General features: G+C 62.6%; 20 protein-coding genes. 9 read left to right on the top strand and 11 right to left on the bottom strand.

From position 1 onward, the window contains the following. Window positions 1-930 (bottom strand): LysR family transcriptional regulator, encoded by a 930-nt coding sequence (locus tag GY725_25395; GenBank protein ID MCP4007529.1) that lies wholly within the window; start codon window positions 928-930, stop codon window positions 1-3. 98 nt (window positions 931-1,028) lie between these two features. Between GY725_25395 and GY725_25390 the strand changes: the two genes are divergently transcribed. From GY725_25390 to GY725_25365, 6 genes are all read left to right on the top strand, one after another. Continuing rightward, window positions 1,029-1,904: an LLM class F420-dependent oxidoreductase gene (locus GY725_25390; GenBank protein ID MCP4007528.1), complete on the top strand. Its 876-nt coding sequence runs from the start codon at window positions 1,029-1,031 to the stop codon at window positions 1,902-1,904. Window positions 1,905-1,906: 2 nt separating this feature from the next. Then, window positions 1,907-3,061, top strand: a complete 1,155-nt coding sequence (locus GY725_25385; GenBank protein MCP4007527.1) for a hypothetical protein — start codon at window positions 1,907-1,909, stop codon at window positions 3,059-3,061. 14 nt (window positions 3,062-3,075) lie between these two features. Continuing rightward, window positions 3,076-3,480 carry a cupin domain-containing protein gene (locus GY725_25380; protein ID MCP4007526.1) on the top strand — a complete coding sequence of 135 codons (405 nt, stop codon included), beginning with the start codon at window positions 3,076-3,078 and terminating at the stop codon, window positions 3,478-3,480. An 87-nt stretch (window positions 3,481-3,567) separates the two neighbouring features. Further along, window positions 3,568-3,846: a hypothetical protein gene (locus GY725_25375; protein MCP4007525.1), complete on the top strand. Its 279-nt coding sequence runs from the start codon at window positions 3,568-3,570 to the stop codon at window positions 3,844-3,846. An 18-nt stretch (window positions 3,847-3,864) separates the two neighbouring features. Beyond that, a complete protein-coding gene (locus GY725_25370; protein MCP4007524.1) occupies window positions 3,865-4,245 on the top strand; it encodes a hypothetical protein in 381 nt (126 codons plus the stop codon). A 28-nt stretch (window positions 4,246-4,273) separates the two neighbouring features. Further along, entirely contained in the window at window positions 4,274-4,801 is a 528-nt protein-coding gene (locus GY725_25365; protein ID MCP4007523.1) for a hypothetical protein, read from the top strand. A 172-nt stretch (window positions 4,802-4,973) separates the two neighbouring features. Here the strand turns inward: GY725_25365 and GY725_25360 are convergent, their stop codons facing one another. The 7 genes from GY725_25360 to GY725_25330 all read right to left on the bottom strand — a co-directional run bounded on the left by GY725_25360 (window position 4,974) and on the right by GY725_25330 (window position 16,130). Then, entirely contained in the window at window positions 4,974-5,831 is an 858-nt protein-coding gene (locus GY725_25360) for a CPBP family intramembrane metalloprotease (GenBank protein MCP4007522.1), read from the bottom strand. Next, the gene (gene uvrA / locus GY725_25355; protein MCP4007521.1) at window positions 5,832-8,666 is read right to left on the bottom strand and encodes an excinuclease ABC subunit UvrA; all 2,835 of its coding nucleotides are present in this window, start codon (window positions 8,664-8,666) and stop codon (window positions 5,832-5,834) included. Then, window positions 8,663-9,637, bottom strand: coding sequence for a 4-hydroxythreonine-4-phosphate dehydrogenase PdxA (gene pdxA, locus GY725_25350; GenBank protein ID MCP4007520.1), 975 nt, complete (start codon window positions 9,635-9,637; stop codon window positions 8,663-8,665). Before pdxA ends, uvrA begins: the two co-directional genes overlap by 4 nt. Further along, window positions 9,634-10,587, bottom strand: coding sequence for a hypothetical protein (locus tag GY725_25345; protein MCP4007519.1), 954 nt, complete (start codon window positions 10,585-10,587; stop codon window positions 9,634-9,636). Before GY725_25345 ends, pdxA begins: the two co-directional genes overlap by 4 nt. Before the next feature lie 19 nt (window positions 10,588-10,606). Then, the gene (locus tag GY725_25340) at window positions 10,607-11,542 is read right to left on the bottom strand and encodes a hypothetical protein (GenBank protein MCP4007518.1); all 936 of its coding nucleotides are present in this window, start codon (window positions 11,540-11,542) and stop codon (window positions 10,607-10,609) included. Continuing rightward, a complete protein-coding gene (gene mfd, locus GY725_25335; protein MCP4007517.1) occupies window positions 11,539-15,081 on the bottom strand; it encodes a transcription-repair coupling factor in 3,543 nt (1,180 codons plus the stop codon). The genes GY725_25340 and mfd overlap by 4 nt, the downstream gene beginning before the upstream one ends. Before the next feature lie 170 nt (window positions 15,082-15,251). Next, complete coding sequence (locus tag GY725_25330; GenBank protein MCP4007516.1) at window positions 15,252-16,130, bottom strand: hypothetical protein; 879 nt, start codon at window positions 16,128-16,130, stop codon at window positions 15,252-15,254. Window positions 16,131-16,192: 62 nt separating this feature from the next. On the opposite strand from GY725_25330, the gene rplC reads away from it, so the two are divergent. Together rplC and GY725_25320 are read left to right on the top strand one after the other, a co-directional pair. Next, window positions 16,193-16,876: a 50S ribosomal protein L3 gene (gene rplC / locus GY725_25325; protein MCP4007515.1), complete on the top strand. Its 684-nt coding sequence runs from the start codon at window positions 16,193-16,195 to the stop codon at window positions 16,874-16,876. A gap of 17 nt (window positions 16,877-16,893) precedes the next feature. Further along, the gene (locus GY725_25320) at window positions 16,894-17,577 is read left to right on the top strand and encodes an RlmE family RNA methyltransferase (GenBank protein ID MCP4007514.1); all 684 of its coding nucleotides are present in this window, start codon (window positions 16,894-16,896) and stop codon (window positions 17,575-17,577) included. Here the strand turns inward: GY725_25320 and tgt are convergent. From tgt to GY725_25305, 3 genes are all read right to left on the bottom strand, one after another. Further along, window positions 17,504-18,796, bottom strand: coding sequence for a tRNA guanosine(34) transglycosylase Tgt (tgt, locus tag GY725_25315; GenBank protein ID MCP4007513.1), 1,293 nt, complete (start codon window positions 18,794-18,796; stop codon window positions 17,504-17,506). The genes GY725_25320 and tgt overlap by 74 nt on opposite strands. Continuing rightward, complete coding sequence (gene purM, locus GY725_25310; protein MCP4007512.1) at window positions 18,711-19,778, bottom strand: phosphoribosylformylglycinamidine cyclo-ligase; 1,068 nt, start codon at window positions 19,776-19,778, stop codon at window positions 18,711-18,713. The genes tgt and purM overlap by 86 nt, the downstream gene beginning before the upstream one ends. A 179-nt stretch (window positions 19,779-19,957) precedes the next feature. Then, window positions 19,958-20,533, bottom strand: a complete 576-nt coding sequence (locus GY725_25305; GenBank protein MCP4007511.1) for a DUF1232 domain-containing protein — start codon at window positions 20,531-20,533, stop codon at window positions 19,958-19,960. Window positions 20,534-20,589: 56 nt separating this feature from the next. On the opposite strand from GY725_25305, the gene GY725_25300 reads away from it, so the two are divergent. Continuing rightward, on the top strand, window positions 20,590-21,480 hold the full coding sequence (locus tag GY725_25300) for a D-glycerate dehydrogenase (protein MCP4007510.1): 891 nt from the start codon (window positions 20,590-20,592) through the stop codon (window positions 21,478-21,480). The last annotated feature ends 44 nt before the right edge of the window (window positions 21,481-21,524 follow it).

The following is a 21,524-nucleotide window of genomic DNA, read 5'->3' as shown; positions in this document are numbered from 1 at the left end:
TCACCCCTGCACGAGGCCGACTCGCGCGGCCGCTTTCCTCAGCGCGCTAATCAGGTCCTTCGCAGTTTCCTGGAGCGGGGAGCCGATCGGATACGTCACCCCGATATCGGCTGCTGGAGTACCCAGATCGACGCGAAGTTCACGCAAGCCGAGGACCGCGCCAAACGTCGCTTGGGATCTCTGAATGACACTGAGTAGATTCGATGTGGCCACGGTGTACATCTGAAACGGAACATCCTCGGATTCGATCCTGGGTGGTGGCGCTGAGAGCCCAGCGCGCCGAAACACAAGATCGACGCTCGATCGCTCGTGCGACCCGTGTGGTGACAGTAGCCATTCTTGATCCGCCAGATCTTCGAGTGACAGGACCCCCCGGCGTCGCGCGAGCGGGTGCGACTTTCCCGCGATGACGCACAGATCCTCGCTGAAGATCTTCGTTTGTTCGAAGCCAGGCCCGGCTTCACCTGGATCGGCGAGTGGTCCTAGAACGAGGTCGACGTGTCCCGCCGCGAGTCGTTCGAGGAGCTCGCTCTGCGGCCGGGCTTCCATGCGAATGATCGTTTCGGGATGAGCGCAGCGGGTCTCGGTGATTGCATCGGCGACCAGCGGTGCCGCGACGACTGGAACCACACCCAGCCTTATGGGTTCGGCCTCGGCACTGCGCAGTGCGTCGAGGTCGAGCAAGGTCCGTTGGGCTTCTGCGCGGATGACCGTCGCGTGGCGAGCTACGGCGCGGCCGAATCGAGTCGGTGCGACACCGCGCGGACCTCGTTCGAAAAGGCGAACGTCCAGAATGCGCTCCACCTCGCGCAGCGTTCGCGATAGCGCCGGCTGGGACGTGCCGAGTGCGACGGCCGCGCCCCGCAGAGTTCCGTGCTCGGTGATCGCCAACACCGAGAGGAGTTGATCGACGCGGATGTTCAAATGCATCGAACCACGATATATCAAAATGATATCAATCGGCAAGTATTTGATAGTTCTCAGACATATCGTAGCTCGATATAAGGTCTCTCGAGGAGGACGAGATCGTGAAGTTCGGAGTCTGGTATGCCGCCGTGATGACCTTCGCTGGACCGGAGGGCGCCCGGGCGATCGCCCGAGGAGCCGAAGAGGCCGGTTTCGAATCCCTGTGGACAGGCGAACACGTCGTGATGCCGACCGACTACACCTCGTCCTATCCATACTCCGACGATGGTCGTGTGCCGGGTGAAGGTCGGGCCGATATGGCCGATCCGCTCGTCTGGTATGCGTATGCCGCTGCGATCACCGAACGCCTGCGTTTCACGACCGGGATCCTCGTCCTGCCTCAGCGCAACCCACTCGTCGTCGCGAAACAGGCTGCGACCCTCGATCGGTTGAGCGGGGGCCGCTTTAGTCTGGGGGTTGGTATCGGCTGGTTGCGCGAAGAATTCGACGCACTTGGCGTGCCGTTCGAGCATCGAGGCCAACGTCACGATGACTACGTGGGCGCCCTTCGTGCGTTGTGGAGTGAGCCGGTAGCCACCTACGAGAGTACGCATGTCAGTTTCCAAGGCACGCGCCTGACACCGCACCCGGCCTCGCCGATCCCGATCGTCATCGGTGGACATAGCGAAGCCGCAGCGCGTAGAGCCGGCCGAATTGGAGATGGCTTCTTTCCGGCCAAAGGGTCCCCGGAGGAGCTTTCGGCCCTCTTCAAACTGGCGCGGACCAGCGCATTGGATGCGGGACGCGATCCCAATGCCCTCGAGTTTACGGTCGCCGATCCGGCCGTCCTCGGGCCCGACGGCTTCGACGTCGCCCGTCGTTACGAGGATCTCGGCGCCCACAGAATCCTGGTTCCGCCACCGAGTTTCGATGTGAAAGAAATCGGTCCGGCACTCATGAACGTGCGTGAACTAACAATTTCCCGATGGGAGGAATGAGAATGAGCGTTGATCGCGAGACACTGAGGAAGGAATTGCTGAGAGCCGTCGAGACGGTTCGCCCGACACTCGAGGCATCTGCGGCGGCGTCCGAGGAGGCGCGCTGCCTCGACGGATCGGCCGTCGAAGCCTTGCACGCTGCGAAACTGTTTCGCCTGTGCTGGCCCACAGAGTTGGGAGGCTTCGAGGCCGATCCACTGCTCGAATTCGAAGTCGTTGCTGCACTGGCGGCCGCCGACACATCGGCGGGTTGGAACGTGGCCGTGGGGTCGACGCATACCGCGATGATGGGTGCGTACATCAGCCAGGAGGCTGCGGACGAGATCTTCAGCAGCGAGGTCGACGCGGTCGTTGCGGGTCAACTCGCACCGCTCGGGCGGGCGCGCCGCGTAGAGGGAGGCTTCATCGCGAGTGGTAGCCTGGGCTATGCGAGCGGCATCCACCAATCGGAATGGACCCTATCGGGATGCATTGTCGAGGCCGAAGGTGACGCTCCACCCGAGGCAATACAGGTCATCATCCCGAAAACGAGCGTGCAAGTAGCCGACAGCTGGCACGTTGCAGGCCTCAAGGGCACCGGGAGCTGCGACTACTCGTTTGATGAAGTCTTTGTGCCCGAGGGTTTCACCTACGCGTTCCCGAACCCCGAGCCACTTCGCGGAGGTCTGAGGTTCCGGCCTGGAGTCGTGCCGCAGGTTGCACCCATACATGCCGGTTTTGCCATCGGAGTCGGAGAGAGAGCGATCGAAGAGCTCACGGTGGTCGCGAAATCGAAGCAACGCCTCGGGTCTGGAACGTCCGTTGCCGACCGGGAGTCATTCCTGCGCGATCTCGGCGTCGCGCAAGCATCGCTCACAGCGTCGCGCCTCTATGCGATGGATGCGATCGGCCGAATGGAGTCCCTCAGTCGAGCGGGTGACACCGTGCCTCCCGAATTGGAGATCGAACTTCGCGCGATGGCGACCCACGCCACCCAGGCCGCACTCGACGCCGCCACGATGGGTTTCCGGTATATCGGGGCGAGTGGTCTCTACTCGACCAGCCCGATGCAGCGACTGCTCCGAGATCTGCTCGCCGCATCGCAGCACATCTTCGTCGTGGACAGCAATTTCGAAGCCTTCGGTCGCCAGCTCGTCGCGCAAGCGCCGACCCGCTAACGGAGAATGAAGCCGTGAATCAACGCGTAATCGGACAGAAGGACGCCTTGCACGTCGCCTCCGAGGATGGCAGCCAACGGGTCTGTTTCCTCATCGACCGTGGGAACTGTGGCTCCGAACGGACGACGGCCGGGCTCTATTGGCTCGCACCCGGTCGCGAAGGATCGCCCGACGTGCACCCATCGAGCGACGAGATCTACTACGTCGTCGCGGGACGGGGGAGCTTGCAGCTCGACGGCGATCACTACGAAGTCGAACAGGGACAGGCGATCTTCGTGCCCGCTGGCGTTACTCACACATCGCGCAACACCGGTGACGAGCCGCTCTGCTATTTCTTCGCCTATGTGCCGCGGCCACCGGAGATGACCGATGAGCTACCACCGGGATTCTCGATCGTCCCTCCGCTACCTGCACCCTGATCGCAAGCGAGAATCGGGCGGAAGAAGAGAAGTGAGCTGAAGCGGCCCGGCCGCATGCGCTAGTCTGCGGAATGAGGAGGGACCCGAATGTCGAAATCCGATGACGATCCGACCGATGCGGCGACCTTCGACTGGAGGGCCTTCACGCCCGAGGACTCGCCCAAGGGTCTTCCCGATATCATGGCGGACCCCGACCAGAAGCGACTGGCCACCGCCGACTTGGTCGAAGGCGACATAGCTTTCGACTTCGAGTCTCCCGTGGCCGATTTCAGTACCGGCAGCGAACGGTCGACCGGGGAGATCTTTCATCTCCAGGCCCTCGCCGCCGCTCGCCCGGTGGCGCTCATCTTCGGTTCCTACACCTGACCTCCCTTTCGCGTCCAGTTGGACGCGCTGCACGGGTTGTGGGAGCGCTATCGCGATCGCGTCGATTTCGCGGTGGTCTACATACGAGAAGCACATCCGGAAGATGGCTGGGTCGTGAACATGAATCGCGACCAGGACATTCGTATCAACGATCCTACGACGGACGCCGAGCGGCACGAGGTCGCGGCGACTTGCGCCGTTCATCTGAAGATTCGGATACCGGTCGTGATCGACGGAATCGGCGATGAGATCGCCAGCGCATACGGTGCCCTTCCGACTCGGCTCTACCTCGTAGGGCGGGGTGGGAAAGTGGCGTTCCAGGGCGATCCCGGTCCCTTTGGCCTCAAGCCCGGCGCCCTGGAAGAGGCGATTCAGAGCGAGCTGAAGCGAATTGCCTGAGATTCAACGGGTGGCGGGAGTGACTCGGATGAGGCAGGTACTCGGTAGACGGTGGATCATCCTCACGCTCGGCCTGACCTACCTCGTGTCACAACTGACGATCCTCTCGATCATCGAACCTCTGGACAGGCTACAAGTGTTCCGACTCCAGACCGCTCTATCGCCTGAGGCATTCCTGGCGATCAAGCAGTCGTGGGTTGATGCAGGTGTACTCGACGCCTACTGGCGTCACTTTGTCGTCGATTTCCCGCATCCGCTCTGGTACGGGTTGTTCCTTGCAGCTTGCGCGGCCAGTGCGCTGAACTTCTCAAATCGCCCGGATTCCTGGAACGCCCTGATCGTGCTGCCTGTCGTTGCAGGAGCATGCGACTTCGTCGAAAACAGCTTTCACGTCGTCTTCCTTTTGGAACCGGCCGCAATCGCGCACCCGTGGATTGCGATCAGCGGACTCTTCTCGCACGTGAAGTGGCTTCTCCTCGCCTCGTCGATCCTGATATCGGTCGCTCTATGCGCCACGGGTGCGAGAATCCGGATCGCAAAAAGGCACCAACTCTGAATCGAGTGTGATTCGGTGTTGCCATCCAGCGCGTCGCCTCGATCCACATCGAGGATGTCGAAGTACAGGATGTCGAACTGGCCATCTCGTTGCGCGGCACCGGCGTGCGCATCGACTATCCGCGCAAGCGCCTCGGCCTGACGCCGTACTCGAGCGATCGACCGGGCCCCAACTAGTCGTCGCCGACTCCGCCTCCGTCGGTTTCGGCATCGGTTCCCGGTAGAACCGCATCTCCCGAAACCCGACACAAGCGCAGTCCGATTCCGGTGAGCAAGCCTGCGAGTAGCAGCCAGCCGAGGGACGTATGGGGTTGGCTCAGATCGTCGAAGCCGCCGATGCCAAGCATCTGATTCTCTGCCGCCAGGCGAAGGATTCCCCAGGATGCATGCAGCGCGAGGCAGGGCAGGATCGACCCGGTTCCGTGACGCAGGATGCCCAGGACCAGTGCATTCATGATTGCGGGTACGATCGCCCAGGGGTTGAACAGGCCCATTGCAGTGGCGTAACCGCATAGCGCCGCGGTCAGGGCGATTCCCGCGCGTGTGCCGAGTTCGGCTACCAGCACCGGTTGCATCGCACCGCGGAAGAAAAGTTCGAAGGCGATCGGGAAGACCACCACGTAGGTCACGATCGAACCCAGACCGCGGTAGAAGCCCCCTTCGGGATTCGGCTCGCCTGCGTCGAAGGCGGGCATCGGGAAAAGGGCGCGGACGATATTGTCGGTTTCGCTACTGAGCAGAATCGCCCAGACCAAAAAAGCGACGGCGATCCACGCGATGCCGCGTGGAATGACGATTCCCAGATGCAATCCAGCCGGCTCCGGGATGCGCTTGGCGCAGGCCGTCAAGAGCAGCACGTAACTGAAGATGGTGGCCATGCCCGCTGAGGCGGCACCCGCAGGCACGCCCGGGCCGTTGACTAGCAGCACGAAGAACACGATTTGCAGTAGTGGTGCGGCCAGAGCCAGCACCAGCAGAAAGCCGGTATTCAGCGGCGGCGGCGGCTCGTACTCGTAGTCCTCGTCACTCATCTACTTCCGACCGAAGAGCGCCGGTTTCAGGGCCTGCCCCGTGTAGGACAGCGCGTTGTTTGCGACCTCTTCCGGAGTTCCCGTGGCGATGATCTCGCCGCCTTTGTCTCCGCCCTCGGGTCCCAGATCGACGATGTGGTCCGCGGTCTTGATTACGTCGATGTTGTGTTCGATCACCACGACCGTGTTTCCGCGTTCGACCAGCTTCGACAGTACTTCGAGCAGCTTTTCAACGTCGGCAAAGTGCAGCCCCGTCGTCGGTTCGTCCAGGATGTACAGCGTGCGTCCAGTGGCCCGCTTCGATAGCTCCTTGGCCAGTTTTATGCGCTGTGCTTCACCACCCGATAGCGTGGTCGCCTGCTGGCCCAGGTGGATGTAGCCAAGTCCCACCTCGGCCAGCGTCTGCAGGCCGTTTCGCACGCCGGGAATGTGTTCGAGAAACTCCAGGGCCTCGTCGACCGTCATCTCGAGTACATCGGAGATCGTCTTGCCCTTGAACTTCACCTCGAGGGTCTGCGGGTTGTAGCGCTTGCCCTGACACTCCTCACAGGTCACGAATACATCGGGCAGGAAGTGCATTTCGATGCGCAGAATTCCGTCGCCCTGACACGCCTCACAGCGGCCGCCCTTCACATTGAAACTGAACCGTCCGGGCTTGTAACCGCGTTGGCGACTCTCCGGAAGTTGCGTGAACAGCTCGCGAATGCCCGTGAAAATCCCCGTATAGGTAGCCGGGTTGGAACGCGAGGTTCGCCCGATCGGCGCCTGGTTTACATCGATGATCTTGTCGATGTGTTGCAAGCCGTCGATCTTCTTGAAGCTCCCCGGTCGATCTTTGCTCTTGTAGAGTTTCTGGGCGAGTGCACGGTACAGAGTGTCGTTGATCAGAGTCGACTTTCCGCTGCCCGAGACACCCGTCACCACCGTGAGCACGCCATAGGGGATGCGCAGTGTCACGTCGTGGAGGTTATTGGCAGAGGCACCGACCACGGTCACGAACTTGTCGGAGCCTGGTCGACGGCGTCGCGGTACCGCGATGGAGCGCTTCCCAGACAGGAACTGGCCCGTGGCCGACTTTTTCGACTTTGCGATCTGCGCCGGAGTTCCGGCAGCCACGATCTCGCCACCGTGCCGTCCCGCACCCGGGCCCAGGTCGATCACGTAGTCGGCCGCGCGGATCGTCTCCTCGTCGTGCTCGACGACGATCACGGTATTTCCCGTATCGCGCAGGGAGAACAGCGTGCGCAAGAGCCGCTCGTTGTCGCGCGCGTGCAGGCCGATCGAAGGCTCGTCCAGGATGTACAGCACACCGGCCAGAGCTGACCCGACCTGAGTCGCGAGACGGATTCGCTGGCTCTCGCCGCCCGATAGAGTGCCCGCCGTGCGGTCGAGAGTCAGGTATTCGAGGCCGACATTCTGCAGGAACGAGAGCCGCTCGCGGATCTCGCGCAAGAGGCGGGTGGCGATCTCCTGCTCCTGCTTGCCCAGCCGGATCTTTTCAAAATGCTGTACCGCCTGTGTGATCGTGAAGTGGCAGACCTGATCGATGCTCGTGTTTGCGATGCGCACCGAACGCGTTTCGGGGCGCAGGCGGGTGCCTTCGCATTCCGGGCACTCCGTATCGTTCATGTATTCGCGCAGGGCTTCGCGAACATTGTCGCTCTCACTATCGCGATAGCGTTTGTTCAGGATTCCCGATACGCCCAGCCACTGGCGATCGAACTTGAACTTGCGACTGCGCCCGAAGCGGAAGGTCACATGTTCCTTGCTGCCGTCCAGGATGGTCTTGCGCACCTTCAGAGGCAGCTTCTTCCAGGGTGTGTCGACCGAGCAGCCCAGATGGTCGGCCAGCGACTTGACCATCGACATGTAGTAGCCGGTGGCGCGTCCCCGTCCCATGAATGGCGCGATCGCTCCGCCGGCCAGTGACAGACTGGGATCGGGTACCAGCAGTGCCGGATCGAAGAAGTCCTTGGTTCCCAGACCATCGCAATCCGGGCAGGCGCCGTGCGGACTGTTGAAGCTGAACATGCGCGGGTTGATCTCGGGATAGCTCGCGCCGCAGTCGACACACGCGGCCAGTTCCGAGAACAGCCACTCCTCTTTACCCGGGCCGATATCGATCTTTGCGAAACCACCGGCTACGCCGAGTGCGGTTTCCAATGAGTCGGCCAGGCGTTGAGCGACTTCGGGCTTGAGTACGATGCGATCGACCACGAGATCGATGTCGTGTCGTTTCTTTCGATCGAGTTCCGGCGGGTCTTCCAGTTCGTGCAGATCGCCGTCGATGCGTACACGTACGAAACCCTGACGCGCGAATTCCTTCAACTCCTTCTTGTATTCGCCCTTTCGGTCGCGAACGACCGGAGACAAGACCTGCAGGCGCGTGCCCTCATCGAGTTCGAACACCCGATCGCACATCTGCTTGATGGTCTGAGCCTGGATCGGCTTGCCGCAGTTCACGCAGTACGGCGTGCCGATGCGCGCGTACAGCAGACGCATGTAGTCGTAGATCTCGGTTACCGTACCGACGGTGGAGCGCGGGTTGCGACTCGTGGTCTTTTGCTCGATCGAGATCGCCGGCGACAGGCCTTCGATCGAATCGACTTCGGGCTTGCTCATCTGGTCGAGGAACTGGCGCGCGTAGGCGGACAAGCTCTCGACGTAGCGCCGCTGACCTTCGGCATAGATCGTATCGAATGCCAGCGACGATTTTCCCGAACCCGAAAGTCCGGTGATCACCACCAGCTTGTCGCGCGGGATGTCGATATTGATCGACTTCAGATTATGTTCGCAAGCGCCGCGAATCACGATGTCCTGGGGGCCGCTGGTCATGCTTCGGTCTTCCTCGCGTTCGAGCTCAATTCGATCGCCAATCGTAGCGCTTCTAGCATCGATCCGGGATCGGCTCGGCCGCTTCCCGCGATTTCAAACGCCGTACCGTGGTCGACGCTGGTACGGATCAGTGGCAGGCCTAGCGTTACGTTGACCGAGCGATTGAAGGCGTGCGTCTTCAACGGACCCAGCGCCTGGTCGTGATACATGCCGAGTACGGCATCGAACTCGCCCTGAAGTGCGCGGTGGAACAGGCTGTCAGCCGCCCAGGGGCCGCTCGCGTCGATACCGTTCTTGCGCGCGCGTGCGATGGCCGGCTCGATCACCCGGAACTCTTCGTCCCCGAACCGGCCCGACTCTCCGGCGTGGGGATTGAGTCCACAGACGGCAATACGCGGATCCGGGATCGCGAAGCGTCCCGTCAGGTCGGTGTGCATCACGCCCAGCACTTCGGCGATGCCGTCCACGCTCAATCGTTCCGGAACGTCGCGCAGGGCGCAGTGGATCGTCGCCAGACCTACGCGTAGTCCGCCTCCCACGAGCAGCATCACGGCTGGTTCGTGCCCGGCGACCTCCGCGAGAAGCTCGGTATGGCCCGGAAAGGAAAAGCCGGCGTCTCCGATCACTTGTTTGGAAATCGGAGCGGTCACCATCGCGTCGAGTTCACCCGAGAGACAGTCCTGGGCAGCGCAGCGGATCGCGTCGATGATGCCATCGGCCGCAGCGGAATCCGGCTTGCCCGGCTCCACCGGCGCGGAGCAGAAGTCTCGAGTCTCGAATTTCCCGGGCAGTGGGCCGCAACGCTCGACGGCCGCGACGTCTCCATAGATGACTAGCGAGGCCGACGGGCCCTCGCGCAGCACCGCCGCGACTAATTCCGGACCGATCCCCGCCGGGTCTCCGACCGTCAGACCGATGCGGGGGGCACCTGGCTTTCGCGCGTTCCGGGGGGAGGGGCGCGCTGGACTCACTTCAGATCCGGATGCATGACCTCGATGTACCGGGTCTCTCGGATATCGTCGAGCCACTTCTTGAACTCGGGTACCGACTTGCGCTCCATCAACTCGGCGCGCAATTTGTCTTGGACCTGCGCAAGTGTGATCGTGCTCGGGTCGACACTTTCGAGAAACTGGAACAGGTTGAGCCCGTGACCCGTCTCGACGATCTCAGTGATCCCGCCGGGTTCAAGGCCTTCGAGTGCCGCCAGGATCTCGATCGGGGCATCCCGCTGGACGAAGACCGTCAGTCCGTTCTCGCGTGCGCTGGGCGCAGCAGAGTGCGCGCGCGCCAAGCCTCCGAAATTGCCGCTCTCAATCGCCTGCTGTCGCACGCGCTGGGCGAAGTCCGCGGCCGCCGTGCGTTGAGTGGCTGTGGCTTCTTCGGAGACCGGAATCAAGATGTGCAGAACGCTCAGACGGTTGCCCGGGCGCGCAGCGCCGTAGCGTTTCTCGAAGAGTGCCAGGATTTCCTCGTCGCTCACAGAGACTTGCTGCTGGACCAGACTCGAGATCAGTTTCATATGCGTGAGCTGCTTACCGATCTGTTTGCGGTACGCTTCGCGCGCCAGGCCGTGGCCGGCGACCTCCTCGTAGATCCGGTCGACGCTGGTTCCTTCGTCTGCGGCAATTCCGACAATTGCCTGATCGATCTCTGCGGGTGTCGCATTCAGGTTGCGGCGAGTGGTGATCTGGCTGATGAGCCGCTCGTCGATCAGGCTCTGAAGCGCCTGGCGTCGCAGTACACGCAACTCTTTGGGGGTCAGGCTGCCGTTCTGTTCTCGGATCTGTTGCACGGCGCCGTCGGTGGCCTCATCGAGCTCCGAGCGCAGGATGACGTCTTCGCCCACGATCGCAGCTACGCCATCGAGCAATTCCGCATGAACGGAACTCGAGACAAGGATGGACAATAGTAGGGTCAGCACGGTCTTCATCTCGGGGAATTCACCTCAGGGTTTTCAGTAGTTCGTCGTTGACCTGGATGTTCGCGTCGCGCCTCAGACCTCGTAGCCATTCCCGGCGCAGTTCTTCCAGCCGTTGGCGCTCCAGTTCCATCACAATCTCTTCCCGGACTTCCTGGAACTCTCTCTGCTTCGCCTTGGTCCTGGACTCGAGTTTGAAGACGTGGAAACCGTAGGGCGACTCGATGACCTTCGAAAGGGCGCGCTTTCCCTTCTTCAGCTTGAAGGCTTCGTCGAAAGCCTCGGGCAGTTCGCCCGCAGCAAACGGCGGCAGCAAGCCGCCTTCGCTCGCTTCGGGCGCGAGACTGTGTTCATCGGCAAGTTCGGAGAAGTCGGCACCGCCCCTCAATTCCTTGCGCAGTTTCTCGGCTTTCTCGCGTTCTTCGACCACGATCTGACGGATCTGCACTCGCACGGGTTGCTTGTATCTCGCCTTGTTTTCCTCGTAGTGCAGTGAGATCGAGGCTTCGGACACTCGCATCTTCTTGGCCAGGTCGAAAAGTGTCATGCGCTCCAGAGTCATTTCCCGGCGAACGCTCTCACGGAATTCCGTGTCGATCTTGCCGAAGTCCGGACCGTGCAGTCGCCGCAAGCGCCTATCGATTTCCTCGTCGATGACTCCGACGCCCGCCTCTTGGGCTCGATTCAAAACCACCTGGTCCGAGACCAGGCGATTGAGCACCTGGTTCAGCAGATCTTCGCGACGAGTTTCCGGATGCAGCTTTTCGCCTTCGGCGATCAGGCGCTGCAGCTCTCCGAAACTGATCGGAGCGGAGTCTACCCGGGCCACCCAGGTGTCCTCGTCCGGACCCGAACTACACGCGAAACAGAATAGACCCAGTACCAGAAACAGTCCGCGGTGGATCGAGTTCTTGGGCCGCGTGGGATCGTGCGCAGGCCCGGTCATTCTCTCGCTCATCTCGCTTCCTCTTTCGCTGCGCCGGTTTCGCCGGCCGTGCCGTCTTCGTTCTTCTCCGGTGCAATCAGGTCCAGCAGTCCGAAGGCCTCTGCCAGGGAATCATCGCTGCGACGCAGCGCCAGACAAATCTGACGCTCGGGGGTGACGCGAATGGGAGTTCCCGGGCGCTCGATGAAGCGCACCAGCTGACGCGGATCGATACGCGCCTGTTCGGCGACTCGCATGACCAGTTCTCCATTTTTGACCTCGGCGGATTCGATACCGAGCGTGCGACAACGGACCTTCAAACGAATGACCTCGCAAAGGCACTGCGCTTCGGAAGGTAGTGCTCCAAAGCGGTCGAGCAGGTCCGAGCGCACATCATCGAGATCTTCGACGTTGCGTGCGGACGAGAGCCGCTTGTACAACACCAGCCGCTGACTGACGTCTGGAATGTAGTCCTCGGGCAGCAATGCCGGAACCGGCAGGCGGATCTCGGGTTCGATGAACTCCTCGATCCCCTCGCCCTGCAAGCGCGCGATCGCCTCCTCGAGCATCTGCATGTACAGGTCATAGCCGACCGAGGCGATATTCCCCGATTGCTCACCGCCCAGCATGTTTCCGGCGCCCCGGATCTCCAGGTCCTCGGTTGCCAGACGGAAGCCCGCCCCCAGTTCCGACAGGTCCTGGATCGCTTCGAGCCGGCGCAGTGCGTCTTCGGAAATTCCACCACCTGGCGGCAAAAACAGATAGGCATAAGCCCTGCGATCGCTGCGTCCGACGCGCCCCCGCAGCTGGTAGAGCTGTGCCATTCCGAACATATCGGCCCGGTTGATCAGGATCGTGTTGGCGTTGGGAATGTCGAGACCCGACTCGATGATCGCCGTGCACAGGAGCACGTCGTAGTCACGCTTCATGAAGGCCAGCATCACCTCTTCGAGTTTCTGCGCATGCATCTGGCCGTGCGCGATGGCGATGCGAATATCCGGCATCAGGTTTCGCAGGAAGTGGCCCATCTCCGCGATCGTTTCGATGCGATTGTGGACGAAGAACACCTGACCCCCGCGGCGTAGCTCGCGTTCAATCGACTCTCGAATGATCTCGTCGCCGAAGCGACACACCTGGGTGCGCACCGCCAGGCGTTCTGGAGGCGGTGTGGCAATCACCGAAAGTTCGCGCATGCCCGAAAACGCCATCTGCAACGTGCGTGGAATCGGTGTGGCCGAGAGAGTCAGCACGTCGATGAGTTTGCGCATCTGCTTGAGGCGCTCTTTATGAGCCACGCCGAAGCGGTGCTCCTCGTCGACGACCACGAGTCCCAGATTGCGGAAGCTGATGTCTTTGGAAAGCAGCCGATGAGTGCCGACGACGATGTCGATCTGTCCCGCGGCCAGGCCTTCACGAACCGCTCGCGCCTCTTTGGTGGACGAGAGACGCGATAGCGAAGCCACCTGCACAGGTGTTTCTGCGAACCGCTCTTTGAGCGTTTCGAGATGCTGCTGGCACAAAACGGTCGTCGGAACCAGGAACGCGACCTGCTTGCCAGCGGCCGTTGCGACAAAGGCCGCTCGACAGGCGATTTCAGTCTTGCCGAAACCGACATCTCCGCATACGAGCCGGTCCATGGGCTGCTCGCGTTGCATGTCCTCGAGTACATCCTGACTGGCGCGGTTCTGGTCCGGTGTGTCTTCGTAGGGAAAGCGCGCTTCGAATTCCTCGTAGCTCGGGTCGGGTGGTGGGAAAGCGAAACCTCTCAACACTTTGCGCGCGGCGATCACCGCGAGCAACGCGTCGGCCATGTCGCGTATGGCCTTGCGCACACGCGCTTTCGTACGCGTCCACACCTGGCCGCCGAGTTTGTCCAGAGAAGGCGTCGAACCGTCGGCGCTGGCGAAGCGCTGTATCTGACCGAGGCGCGAAACGGGAATATACAGCTTGTCGCCCTGGCCGTATTCCAGCAGCAGGAATTCCTGTCGCACGCCTCCGGCGTTCAACTGGAGCAACCCGCCGTACAGGCCAATTCCGTGTTCCGCGTGAACCAGGAAATCGCCCTGTTGGATCTGCGCCAGCCGATCGATCGATTGGCCCTCTCGCGTGCGACGCACAGGTCGGCGTGACTGTAGGCGTGTACCGAAGATGTTCTGTTCGGTCAGCAGGACGAGGTTCTCGTCGGGCAGTTCGAAACCGTCTTCGAGTTTCGCGAGGGCGATATCGACGGCACCGGGCTCGGGCCAGTCGGTCCACTCACCGGAGCGCTCTTCACCGCCGGTGCGCGCGATTGGGAGGTCGCGGTTGTAGTCGGCCAGAATGTCGGCGAGGCGTTCGGCGGCCGAAAGCGATGGACAGGTAATGCGCACGCGCCGACCTTCGGTCTGCCAGCGCTCGAGTTGGTCGGCCAGAGGTTGCAGGGCGCGGCCGCTACCGCGGTTGTCCTGGATCTCCTGGCGCAGAACGCGGTGATCTTTCGCCTGAAGATCCGCGATCTCCTCGTTCGCAGCCAGATCGCGGACGCCCAGACGGTCGAGCAGTACGGGCCGCCGCGCCCTGACCAGGTCGAAAGCGGTGTCGTCGGCGATGAAGAGACTCAACGGATCGCAGACGAGCTGATCCAGAGCCTGGGCGTGGGAGTGACCCTGAAAGATCTCTTCGGTGTAGGCCTGGGCGCGGGTCGCGATCGCTTCGGGATCGTCCATTACGATCAGCGTCGACTCGGGCAGGTAATCGAAAACCGTCTCCATGTGATCGTGGAAAAGCGCTTCCAGGTTCTCGATGCCGGTCGGCAGATGTCGGCGGGCCAATGCTTCGGTCAGCGAGTAGATGTTCGATTCGGGAATGCGTGCATCGCGCCCCATCTCACGCACACGCCTGACCAGGTCGTCCAGATTGTTGGGCAGGCGATAGGAGCGTGGAGGGATCGCGACGAAGCTGCGAAGTTCGCTCTCCGAACGCTGGGTCGCTGAATCGAACTGCCGGATCGAACCGATCTGGTCGAAGTCGAACTCGATGCGCACGGGCTTGTCGAAGTGCGGCGGAAACAAATCGAGGATCCCGCCGCGGGCCGCGACTTCGCCGCGTTCTTCGACCAGACTCGCGCGGTGGTACCCCGCCGAGACCAGGACCTCGAGCAACGCGTCGCGGTCCAGAGTCAGTCCGCACTCCAGATGCGTGATGCGCCCCCGCAGCTCGGACCGCGATGGCACGCGTCGCATCAGCGCGGTCCAGGGCGCGATCAGTGTGAGAGGTGTATCCCCGCCCGCCGACAGCAAGGAGTACAAAAGACTCATGCGTCGGTTCTCGATCTCGGGATGGGGCGAGAAGCGATCGTAGGGCGGAGTGTCGTGGCGCCGGAAGATCGTCGTGTCCGTCTCCGGCGAAAACGCCCGCAACGCACCGTCAAATGTCTCGGCGGCTTTCGAGCTGGGCGAGATCACGAGCAGTGGACCCTTGTGCTCTGCACGCAGGTGCGCGACGAGGAACGCCCCGGCCGTTCCCCGCACGCGCAGTAGTCGCAGTGGCCGTTCTCGGCCTGCGACACTCTCGATCAGCTCGCTGACTCGCACCGATCCCTCAATTCCAGGTCGTTAACGCAAAGATGCCCACCGCCGGAGCGATCCGGGGGGTGGGTCTCTTGTTTTCCAGGCTTTGACTATACGAAACGGTGCCGTTTCGGGCACGAAGCCGGCGCAGCTGGGCACGAGGCAGTACTCATGACGGGGCTGTCCCGGGGGAACTACTTTTCCTTCTTGCCCCCCAGGAATCCTTTGAGCTTGTCCACAGCCTTGCCGGTGCCGCTGGTTACGCCCTCGACCCCGGAGCCAAGAGCTTCTGCGGCTTTTCGGCCCGTGTCGCCGAGCTTGTCGGCCGTCCCGCCAAGCGTGGTCGCGACTTTGTGAACGGGAAGTGCCGCCGATAGTTTGTCGAGGCGACCCGTCAGATCGCGCGCGAGCCCCAGGGGTAGCGCGCCCGATTTCTTCACGACTGCGCGCAGCACCGTCTGTGTTACCAGCGCCATGACCTCCGGTATCGAGATACCCCCGCCTTCTTCTCCGAGGTTCGTCAGGCGAATTTCCGGAACCTGGAACTCGATCTCCGGAAGGGATACCCCGGCGCGCGAGAATTTCGTGTAGGCGGAGATGTCGCGAATCAGCAATTCCCGAATCACGACGCGTTTTTCGGCACCGGGCTCGGTTTCGCTTTCCGGCTCGCCTCCCGGGCTCAGCTTCTCGAGGTTATCGAGCACTGTTCCGTAGTTGGAGCCCCCGCTGTTCTGCTCGAGAGTCATCTCGAATCCCGTGAGATCGATTTTCGGGATCACGATCACATCGGAAGTGAGACTCTGCAGGTCCACGCTGGCGCTGGCGCTGCCCAGTTTCATGAAGCTGGGGCGTTCGAATCCCGGAGGGTTCTTGATATCGAGTCCGGAAAGCCCGATTTCGCCCCGAATCGGGCGCAGCCGGAAACTGGAAAGGACGGTCTCTACCCCGAGCGCATGGCTGGCGCCGCCTTCGATCCCCGCCCGAGCGATGTTGTTGAAATAGATCACGATTCCGCCGATCAGCAGGACGATCAGCAGGAGGGCGAAAAGGCCAAGGCGCGCAAAGAGCCGCATAGAGGGTTCTCCAGACAAGAGGTGATCCACAACGGTCGCGCATCGGTCGCCTCGCCGCTATAATGCGCCGCCCCTCACAGGAGGGTGCGCCCGAGCAAGGGCGCCAAGGAGCTGGTCTCGTGGAAATCGTTGGTCGCAAACTGGGAATGACGCAGATCTTCAGCGAAGACGGGAACCGGGTTGCCGTCACGGTCGTGCGCGCGGGGCCCTGTACCGTGGTCCAGAAGAAGAGCGAGGAGACCGACGGCTACTCCGCGGTCCAGCTCGGCTTCGAGGAGCGCAAGGAAAAGCACGCTACCAAGGCCCTGATGGGCCATTTCAAACGGGGCGGAGTCGATCCCAAACGCGTCCTCTTCGAGGTCCGCCTCAGCGAGGAAGAGCTGGCCGCGCTCGAGGTCGGCCAGGAGCTCGGCTGCAGCACTTTCGAGGAAGGCCAGGACGTCGACCTGAGTGGAACCAGCAAAGGTCGCGGTTTCAGCGGCGTGGTCCGGCGGCACAACTTCCAGACTCACAGCCAGACCCACGGTACCCATGAGTACTACCGCCACGGTGGCGCGATGTCGGCGGGAACCTATCCCGGTCGCATCCTGCCCGGCAAGAAGATGGCCGGCCAGCACGGCAATACGCGCACGACGATGCGCGGTCTCAAGGTCGTAAAGATCGACGCGGAAAAGAACCTCCTGTTCATCAGTGGTTCGGTTCCCGGCCATCGCAACGGCCTGGTCCGCATTCGTCCCGCCGTCTAGACCGGACCTGAAGGCGACTGGTCACGGCTCGCTACGAGCGCCAGGATTCCTTCTACCGCAAGGCGAAGGAAGAGGGTTTTCGCTCTCGGGCTGCTTATAAGCTGGAGAGCCTGCTCGGAAACTTTGCGCGGCTGAAGCCCGGTGATGCCGTCGTCGATCTGGGTAGCTGGCCCGGCGGCTGGTTGCAGATCCTGGCAGAACGCGTCGGAGAGCAGGGCTTCGTGATCGGCGTGGATATCGACGAGATCGAACCCCTCGCGCCACCGGTCGTGTCGCTACAGCTCGATATGACGCAATCTGACGCGGCTGATCAGATCGCTGCACATCTGGGAGATCGCAAAGCCGTCGCGGTGCTCTGCGATGCCGCGCCAAAGCTCACGGGCATCAAGGACGTGGATCGCGCCGCGATCGAAGAGTTGCACGAAGCGGCTCTGGCGGTCGCGGATCGGGTCATGGAGCCGAAGGGCACGCTGGTCGTGAAGGCCTTTCCCGGGCCTCAGAGCCAGGCTTTTCGCGGCGTGCTCAACAAGCGCTTCGGCCACGTGAGCGAGGTGCGCCCGGAGGGAAAGCGCGCCTCCTCCAAGGAATTCTACTGGGTGGCCGGTCCGAAACAGGCTACTGGAGGGACTAGCGGCGGCGGTCGCGCGAGGAAGCGCCGCCGGCGCGGCTCTTCCGGCCGCGGCTCCCGCTCGGGCGCTTGAGATTCGCGCCCGGTTCGGCCGTCGCACCGTACTCCGCCAGGAACTCACGCTTGAATGCGGGGAAGCGAGCCGCGCGGATCGCCTCGCGCATGTCCTGCATCAGGCGCTGATAGAAACGCACGTTGTGAATCGCGCCGAGAATCGTGCTGAGGATTTCGTTTGCCCCGTACAGGTGATGCAGATAGGCGCGCGTGAACGTGCGGCACGCGTAGCAATCGCAAGACGGGTCGATTGGGAAGAAATCGCGCCGGTAGTTCTTGTGCGTCATGCGAATACGGCCGCGCCGTGTGAACAGCGTGGCTGAACGCGCATAGCGCGTTGGAATGACGCAATCGAACATGTCCATGCCGCGCTCGACCGACTCCAGAAGATCTTCGGGTAGACCCACGCCCATCAGATAGCGCGGCTTGTCCTCGGGTAGTAACGGCGCGGTGACCGAGACGATGCGTTTGAGCTCCTCGATCCCCTCACCTACCGAAACTCCGCCAATCGCGAACCCCGGCAGATCGTGTGCGCAGACGGCCGCGGCACAGCGCTGACGCAGGTCGGGATAGACCGACCCCTGCACGATGCCAAACAACGCCTGCTCGCTGGAACCGTGCGCTTTGACGCAGCGCTCCAGCCAGCGCAGGGTGCTGTCGACGCCCCGCTGCGCCATCTCGCGATCTGCCGGGAAGGGGGTGCACTCGTCGAAAGCCATGATGATGTCGGCGCCGAGAGCGTGCTGAATCTCGATGGAGCTCTCGGGTGTCATGAAAACTTCGTTTCCGTCTATTTCATTGCGAAAACGTACGCCATCGCGCTCTATTTCCTTGTTTTTCAGGCTGAATACCTGAAATCCCCCGGAATCGGTCAGGATCGGACCATTCCAGGCCATGAAGCGATGCAGGCCTCCGGCCTTGCGCACCAGGTCGGCACCGGGCCGCAGCATCAGGTGGTAGGTATTGGCTAGCAGGATCTCGGCTCCCGCGTCGCGCAACTGGTCCGGGGCCATCCCGCGCACTGCGGCGCGGGTTCCGACGGGCATGAAGATCGGTGTCTCGACCTGACCGCGGGGGGTTTCCAGGTGGCCGGTTCGCGCCGCGCACGAAGGGTCAGTCGCCTCGAGGGTCCACCGGATCACCGGGGGACGTTCACTTCTCGCCGAGGAACTGCTTGGAGTGGCCGAGCAGCTTCTCGGCGGGGATTCGCACCTTGCGCTCCGGATCGGCCACTGCATGGCCGATCTGCCACGCCTGCAGGCCCGTCTCGCGCACGGCGTGGAGTGTCTTTTCGGCGTCGGAGGGCTGCACCACGAAGCACAGGCCGATGCCCATGTTGAAGACGGTCCGCATCTCGCCCCGGGCGACTTCGCCGCTGCGCTCGATCAGGCCGAAAATCGGGTTGGGTTCGGGCAGATCCGTGATCTCGAAGCCCACAGGCGCCTCGACGCGGCGCAGATTCAGCAGTCCGTCGCCCGTGATGTGCGCGATCGCGCGCGGCTGGATACCCGCCCCCGCTACGGCCTCGACCTGGGGCACGTAGATATGGGTCGGCTTGAGCAATTCCTCGCCAATCGTGCTGCCCAGTTCCTCGATGTACTCCTCGAGCTTGAACCTGTTCAGCACCTGGCGCGCCAGGGTCAGCCCGTTGGAGTGCACGCCATTGGATTCGACACCGATCACGATATCGCCCGGCTCGATCGTGCTGCCGTCGATCAGGGCACCCTCGGGAACGAATCCGACGGCCATGCCCACCAGATCGAGTCCCTTGCCCTCCGACACGCCCCGCACCATGGAGGGGACCTGAGCGGTCTCGCCGCCCACGATGCTGACTCCGGCGAGCTTCGCGCCTTCAGCCAGACCGCGGCCCAGCTGGGAAAATATCTCGGGGTCGGCCTTTTCACAGGCGATGTAGTCGAGCATGGCGACCGGCTTGGCGCCCACGCAGATCAAGTCGTTGACGTTCATGGCGACACAGTCGATGCCGACCGTGTCATAGCGCTCGATCGTCTCGGCGATCAGCAGCTTGGTTCCAACACCGTCGGTGGTCAGCGCCAGCTGGACGGGCCCGACGCGGATTACGGCCGCGAAATGGCCCACGCCGATCTCGCTGGAAGCGCCAAAGGCCTGGGTCGGTGCGACCTCGAGCAGGAGTCTCGCGAGAGCGCGATCTGCCTCGTCGGTGTCGACGCCGCTACGAGCGTACTCGCGCGTGCTCATGGGGGTCGAAGCGCGGCGCTAAGGCCGGCTCTGCTCGCCCTTGCTTCGGCGCAGCCGGACTCTGCGGTTCTTCGCCTTGAGCTTGGCGCGATGGCGGGCGCTTCGGCGACGGTTGCGGTGCGGCAGCTTGGTCGATTTCTTCATGGGAGGCGGAGCATATCCAAGGCTGGGAGATCTTGCTACCAGAGCTTTCGCAGCCGGCCTCTTGTCCCGAGGGCCGCCTTCTCAGCGGCCCGGATCTCGTTCCGTTCGATGCGCTCACGCAGCTGTTTCCGCTTGGTTTTCAGCCGCCCAGGAAGGGCTTTCTGCGCCGCTGGGGTCCAGGGCCGCTGCTCGACCGTCTCGCGGAAATCGCAGAAATCCCGATAGCCGACCAGCTCGTGGCGCAGCTCCCGGGTCACGAGCTCGATCATGATGGCATCGTCCAGGAAGCCCAGACCGGGGACCGGATCAGCGATCAGGTCTTCGGCGTCGGTGAAGTAGGCCAGAGCACCGAGCACCTTGCGTTTCACGGAAACGGGCAGGGCCCAGTCCTGATCGTTGATCATGTCGACGAAACTCTCGAGTCGCTCGACTCGCTCCATCACGTATTCGGGAGGGCTGAACTTGCGAACCTCGCGCGCCAGTACGAGCGCTGCGCCGATCACCCCGTCCTCAGTCTTCTTCAATACGCTCGATTGGGAGCGCTGCAGGATCCGGCGCAAATGGTCGACGTCCTTGGCATCCAGCGTGAATGTGACCTTCAACTCTTTCAACGCCGTCTCCTGTGCGAGGATGCGTTCATGAAGGGTCCTTCCGTAGAGCAGAACACATGAGTGCGCGAGTCCACCTTAGCGCTCCGATCCCCGAAGTGGGCCTGGAACGGCTCCGCGCCGCCGGCCACACCGTTACGACAGGTGGGCTGGGGATTCAAGATGCCGACGCACTGCTGTCGCTTCTGACCGATCGGGTCGACGCCGAACTGCTCCGTTCTGCAAAGCGCTTGAAGATCGTCGCGAACATGGCGGTGGGAACCGACAACATCGACCTCGATGCGGCCCGCGACCTGGACATCGCGGTCAGCAACACCCCTGACGTGTTGACCGACGCGACCGCAGATCTGGCGTTCGCGCTCTTGCTGTCGGCGGCGCGGCGCATTCCCTGGGGGGACCGGCTGGTGCGCGGCGGCGGCTTCACGGGCTGGGAGCCACTCCTGGGTATCGGACTCGACGTGACCGGGCGCACGCTGGGAATCGTGGGCGAAGGGCGCATCGGACGGGCCGTCGCTCAACGCGCCGAGGGCTTTCGCATGCAGGTGCTCAGTTGCGGTCGCGATCGCGGACTGGATCTGCCCGAGTTGCTGGAGCGCTCGGATTTCGTGTCTCTGCACGTTCCACTGACGCGCCAAACGCGCCATCTGATCGGCGAGGCCGAACTGCGACGGATGCGCCCACACGCCGTACTGGTCAATACCGCGCGGGGAGCGGTGATCGATGAGAGCGCGCTCGTGCACGCACTCCGAGAGGGCCGGATTGCCGCGGCTGGGTTGGATGTCTTCGAGAACGAACCCGCCCTTTCTCCAGGGCTCGCAGAGTTGCCACAGGTGGTGCTTGCGCCCCACGTGGGCAGTGCCACGATTGCCACGCGCAATCGCATGGCGGAGATTGCTGCCGAGAACATCGTCGCTGTGCTCGCCGGACGACCGTTGCTCAATCCGGTGTAGTCGCGGGGAAAGCGTCGCTAGGCGGGTCAGCCGGAAACGCCGCT

The sequence above is a fragment of the bacterium genome (genome assembly GCA_024226335.1).
Taxonomy (GTDB): Bacteria; Myxococcota_A; UBA9160; order SZUA-336; family SZUA-336; genus JAAELY01.
The sequence above is the reverse complement of the archived record's forward strand: the minus strand, read 5'-3'. Positions and strand labels throughout refer to the sequence as shown.

Coding starts and splice junctions, on each gene's coding strand:
- GY725_25360 (MCP4007522.1), bottom strand. CDS start 5,831: ATGAGTGACGAGGACTACGAGTACGAGCCGCCGCCGCCGCTGAATACC.
- GY725_25300 (MCP4007510.1), top strand. CDS start 20,590: ATGAGTGCGCGAGTCCACCTTAGCGCTCCGATCCCCGAAGTGGGCCTG.
- GY725_25385 (MCP4007527.1), top strand. CDS start 1,907: ATGAGCGTTGATCGCGAGACACTGAGGAAGGAATTGCTGAGAGCCGTC.
- GY725_25395 (MCP4007529.1), bottom strand. CDS start 930: ATGCATTTGAACATCCGCGTCGATCAACTCCTCTCGGTGTTGGCGATC.
- tgt (MCP4007513.1), bottom strand. CDS start 18,796: ATGCAGTGGCCGATCCGGAGCGCAAGGTGCGAATCCCCGCCGAGAAGC.
- purM (MCP4007512.1), bottom strand. CDS start 19,778: ATGAGCACGCGCGAGTACGCTCGTAGCGGCGTCGACACCGACGAGGCA.
- GY725_25330 (MCP4007516.1), bottom strand. CDS start 16,130: ATGCGGCTCTTTGCGCGCCTTGGCCTTTTCGCCCTCCTGCTGATCGTC.
- GY725_25340 (MCP4007518.1), bottom strand. CDS start 11,542: ATGAGCGAGAGAATGACCGGGCCTGCGCACGATCCCACGCGGCCCAAG.
- GY725_25375 (MCP4007525.1), top strand. CDS start 3,568: ATGTCGAAATCCGATGACGATCCGACCGATGCGGCGACCTTCGACTGG.
- rplC (MCP4007515.1), top strand. CDS start 16,193: ATGCGCCGCCCCTCACAGGAGGGTGCGCCCGAGCAAGGGCGCCAAGGA.
- uvrA (MCP4007521.1), bottom strand. CDS start 8,666: ATGACCAGCGGCCCCCAGGACATCGTGATTCGCGGCGCTTGCGAACAT.
- GY725_25365 (MCP4007523.1), top strand. CDS start 4,274: ATGAGGCAGGTACTCGGTAGACGGTGGATCATCCTCACGCTCGGCCTG.